Below are 3,188 nucleotides of genomic sequence, written 5' to 3'. Positions count from 1 at the left end.
TGTGCCCGTCCGCCCGCCGGTCGTGGCGGGCCCGGACGTCCGGTCGGTTCCGCTCATAGCCGCTCGATCACCCCGGCCTCCTCCAGCGGGTGCGGCCGGTAGGGGCCCGGGGCCTCGCCGCACAACCGGGGCGTGGGCAGCAGCTTGCCCGGGTTGCACAGTCCGTCCGGGTCGAACGCCGCACGCACCCGGTCCATCGTGGCGAGATCGGTCTCGCCGAACATCCGCGGCATCGAGCACGCCTTGTCCGTGCCGATCCCGTGTTCCCCGGACAGCGACCCGCCGAGCTCGACGCACAGCTCCGCGATCCGTTTCGACAACTCCTCCGCGCGCTCCTGCTCCCCGGCCGCGGCGTTGTAGAGCACCAGGGGGTGCAGGTTGCCGTCCCCGGCGTGGAAGACGTTGGCGACCCGCAGGCCCGCCTCCGCACCGAGGTCGGCGATGCGGGCGAGCACCTCCGCCAGCCGGGTCCGCGGGACCACGCCGTCCTGGACGATGTAGTCCGGGCTGATCCGGCCCATCGCCGCGAAGGCGGCCTTGCGGCCCTTCCAGATTCTCGCCCGTTCGGCCGCATCGCCCGCGATGTGCAGGCGCGTGCAGCCGTGCCGTTCGCAGATCGCGGTCACCTGCTCGAACTGCGCCTCGCACTCGGCGGCGGGTCCGTCCAGCTCCACCACCAGCGCGGCCGCCGTGTCCAGGGTGTAGCCGGCGTGCACGGCCTGCTCCGCGGCGTTGATGGCGAGGTTGTCCATCATCTCCACCGCGGCGGGCACGATCCCCGCCGCGACGAGGTCGCCGACCACCTCACCGGCGCGCGGGATCGAGTCGAAGTCGGCCAGCAGCGTGCGCACCGTCTGCGGTGTCGGCAGCAGCCGGACGGTGATCTCGCAGGCGATGCCGAGCGTGCCCTCCGAGCCGACGAACACCCCGCGCAGGTCGGGGCCGAGCTGTTCACCGGTGTCCCCGCCGAGGGTGACGATCTCCCCGTCCGGCAGCACCACCGTCATCTCCAGCACGTGGTTGGTGGTGAAGCCGTACTTCAGGCAGTGCGCGCCGCCGGAGTTCTCGGCCACGTTGCCGCCGATCGTGCAGACCTGCTGGCTGGACGGGTCGGGTGCGAAGTACAGCCCGTGCGGCGCGGCGGCCGCGGTGATGTCCAGGTTGGTCACGCCGGGTTGCAGGGTCGCGCGCCGGTCCAGCGGGTCCACCTCGAGGACCCGCCGCATCCGTTGCAGCGAGATCACCACGCCGTCGGCGACCGGCAACGCCCCGCCGGAGAGCCCGGTGCCCGCACCGCGTGCGACGAACGGCACCCCGTGCCGGTGGCACACGCGCACGGCGGCGGCGACACCCTCGGTGTCGGTGGGCAGCACCACGAGTGACGGCGCCTGGCGGACGCCGGTGAGACCGTCGCACTCGTAACTGCGCAGGCCGACCGGGTCGGAGATGACGTTCGCCGCGCCGACCGCGGTCACCAGCGCGTCCCGCACCGCCGGGTCGAGCATGCGCGCCCCCCTGCCTCCGGTCTCCGACACGGTCGTCACGGATCGACGGTACATCGGGTGCGGACGCGGTCAAGGTCGTGCGGACCCGCTCCGCCGTGGCCGTCCGCACAGCGGGACCGTGCCGGGGGTGTGTCGCCGTCGGGTCCGCACGGGCCGGGTGATACGAAGGGGGGATGAGCTGCGTGAACTGCCGGGAGGGTCTCGACCACTGCCACGGCACCGTGATCCGGCACGGCGACGACACGGCGGAGTGCACCGACGCCGGGTGCACGGACGTCGACGTCGTGCGGCACACCCTGGTCGTGGACTGCGGAACCGTCGACGGCGGCTGCGTCTGCGCCGGTCAGCCGGCATTCGCGGTCGCCTGAGCCCCCTCGGCGGGGTCACGGGCGAACCGGAGGGCGTAGTGGTTCAGCGTGGCGGGCAGCCGGTCGTGGGCGTTGCCCCGCGCGCGGAGTGACCGCGGGGCGAGCACCCGGTAGCGGCCCTGCCGCAGGAACTCGGCGAGCATCGTGGCCGTCACGAGCAGCACCAGGTTCTCCCCCGGACACCGTCCCGGCCCCGCGCTGAACGGCACCACGCCCGGCCACCGCCCCGCTCCCTCCGTGGCTCCGGGCGTGTCGTCGGGCGGGACCCGCGGGTGGAAGCCGTCGGGGAAGGGCACCAGTTCCGGTGCCCGGTGGAAGTAGGGCGCGAACACGACGAACAGCGTCCCCCGGGTGAGCGTGGTGCCCCGCCAGGACGTGGCCGTGGTGCTCTCCCGCAGCAGCACCGGGGTGGTCGGCCACAACCGCACGGTCTCCCACACGCACGCGCGCAGGAACGGCAGCGCCGCGTCCCCAGGCCGGGCGTGGGCCTCCTCCCGGGCGCGGGCGGCGTCTCTCGGGTGCGTGGACAGGACGGCGAGGGTGCGCAGCGTCACCATGCCCGCGGCGTCGAACGCGAACAGCCAGTGCGGCACCTGCCCGTACGGGTCGAGGTCGTCGGCGCCGGTGCCGATCCGGGGGAGGACGTCCCGCCCCGCGGCGTCCCGGCGGGTGTGGTCGGCGAGCGTGGCGGCCAGACTGCCCGGTTCGGCACGGTCGAGGTGGGCCGCCAGCCGCGCACGGAACGCCTCCCGGCGGTGCCGCGCCGCGGGCAGCAGGAACGCCCAGTTCCCGCGCGAGCGCAGTGCGGCGAGTTCGTCGGTGACCTCCGTGGCGTCCCGGGCGTGGTCGCCGAGCACGAGGCGTCGGACGATCCGCCACCACGCCACCTCGAACTCCGGCCAGGCGAGTGCGGTGCGGTCGGCGAGCAGTCGGGTGGTCTCGTCGCGAACGATCTCGCGCACCCGGGGTGCGAGGTGGTGCTCGGCACGGTCGGCCTCCAGCACCCGCTCGTTGAGCCGGCGTCGGGGTGCCCGCTCCGGCATGGGGGAGGCCAGCACGGCGTGCGGCTGGAAGTGCCCGAGCGCGGCCCGCTTCTCCCGGGCGGCGGGGGTGAACGGCGACGGGGTGCGGTCGAGCACCCGCTCGACGTCGTCCGGGTCGAGCAGCACCGCGATCGGCCTGCCCGGGATGCGCAGCAGCAGCGGCCCCGGCCCGTACCGGGAGCGCAGGGCGCGCATCAACCGCACGGCGTGCCGGTCGAACCGCAGTCGGTCGGCCAGCGCCAGCACCCGCGGCCTGCGCCGGAGTACCCCGC

General features: G+C 74.6%; 3 protein-coding genes. 1 reads left to right on the top strand and 2 read right to left on the bottom strand.

From position 1 onward, the window contains the following. Positions 1-53: 53 nt before the first annotated feature. Positions 54-1,505: an FAD-linked oxidase C-terminal domain-containing protein gene (locus ACTIR_RS0105160; RefSeq protein WP_026453476.1), complete on the bottom strand. Its 1,452-nt coding sequence runs from the start codon at positions 1,503-1,505 to the stop codon at positions 54-56. 173 nt (positions 1,506-1,678) lie between these two features. Between ACTIR_RS0105160 and ACTIR_RS0105155 the strand changes: the two genes are divergently transcribed. Next, positions 1,679-1,873, top strand: coding sequence for a hypothetical protein (locus ACTIR_RS0105155; protein ID WP_007026494.1), 195 nt, complete (start codon positions 1,679-1,681; stop codon positions 1,871-1,873). Here ACTIR_RS0105155 and ACTIR_RS21835 read toward each other — a convergent pair. Next, positions 1,849-3,188, bottom strand: a 1,340-nt coding sequence (locus ACTIR_RS21835; protein WP_034238498.1) for a cytochrome P450, incomplete at its 5' end; no start/stop codon positions are given. The two genes, ACTIR_RS0105155 and ACTIR_RS21835, sit on opposite strands and share 25 nt — an antisense overlap.

Origin of the sequence: Saccharomonospora iraqiensis subsp. iraqiensis, assembly GCF_000430445.1 — a bacterium.
Taxonomy (GTDB): domain Bacteria; phylum Actinomycetota; class Actinomycetes; order Mycobacteriales; family Pseudonocardiaceae; genus Saccharomonospora; species Saccharomonospora iraqiensis.
This window is presented reverse-complemented; position numbering and strand designations above follow the sequence as displayed.

Excerpts from the sequence above, each read along its gene's own strand:
- ACTIR_RS0105155 (WP_007026494.1), top strand. The coding sequence starts at position 1,679 with ATGAGCTGCGTGAACTGCCGGGAGGGTCTCGACCACTGCCACGGCACC.
- ACTIR_RS0105160 (WP_026453476.1), bottom strand. The coding sequence starts at position 1,505 with ATGCTCGACCCGGCGGTGCGGGACGCGCTGGTGACCGCGGTCGGCGCG.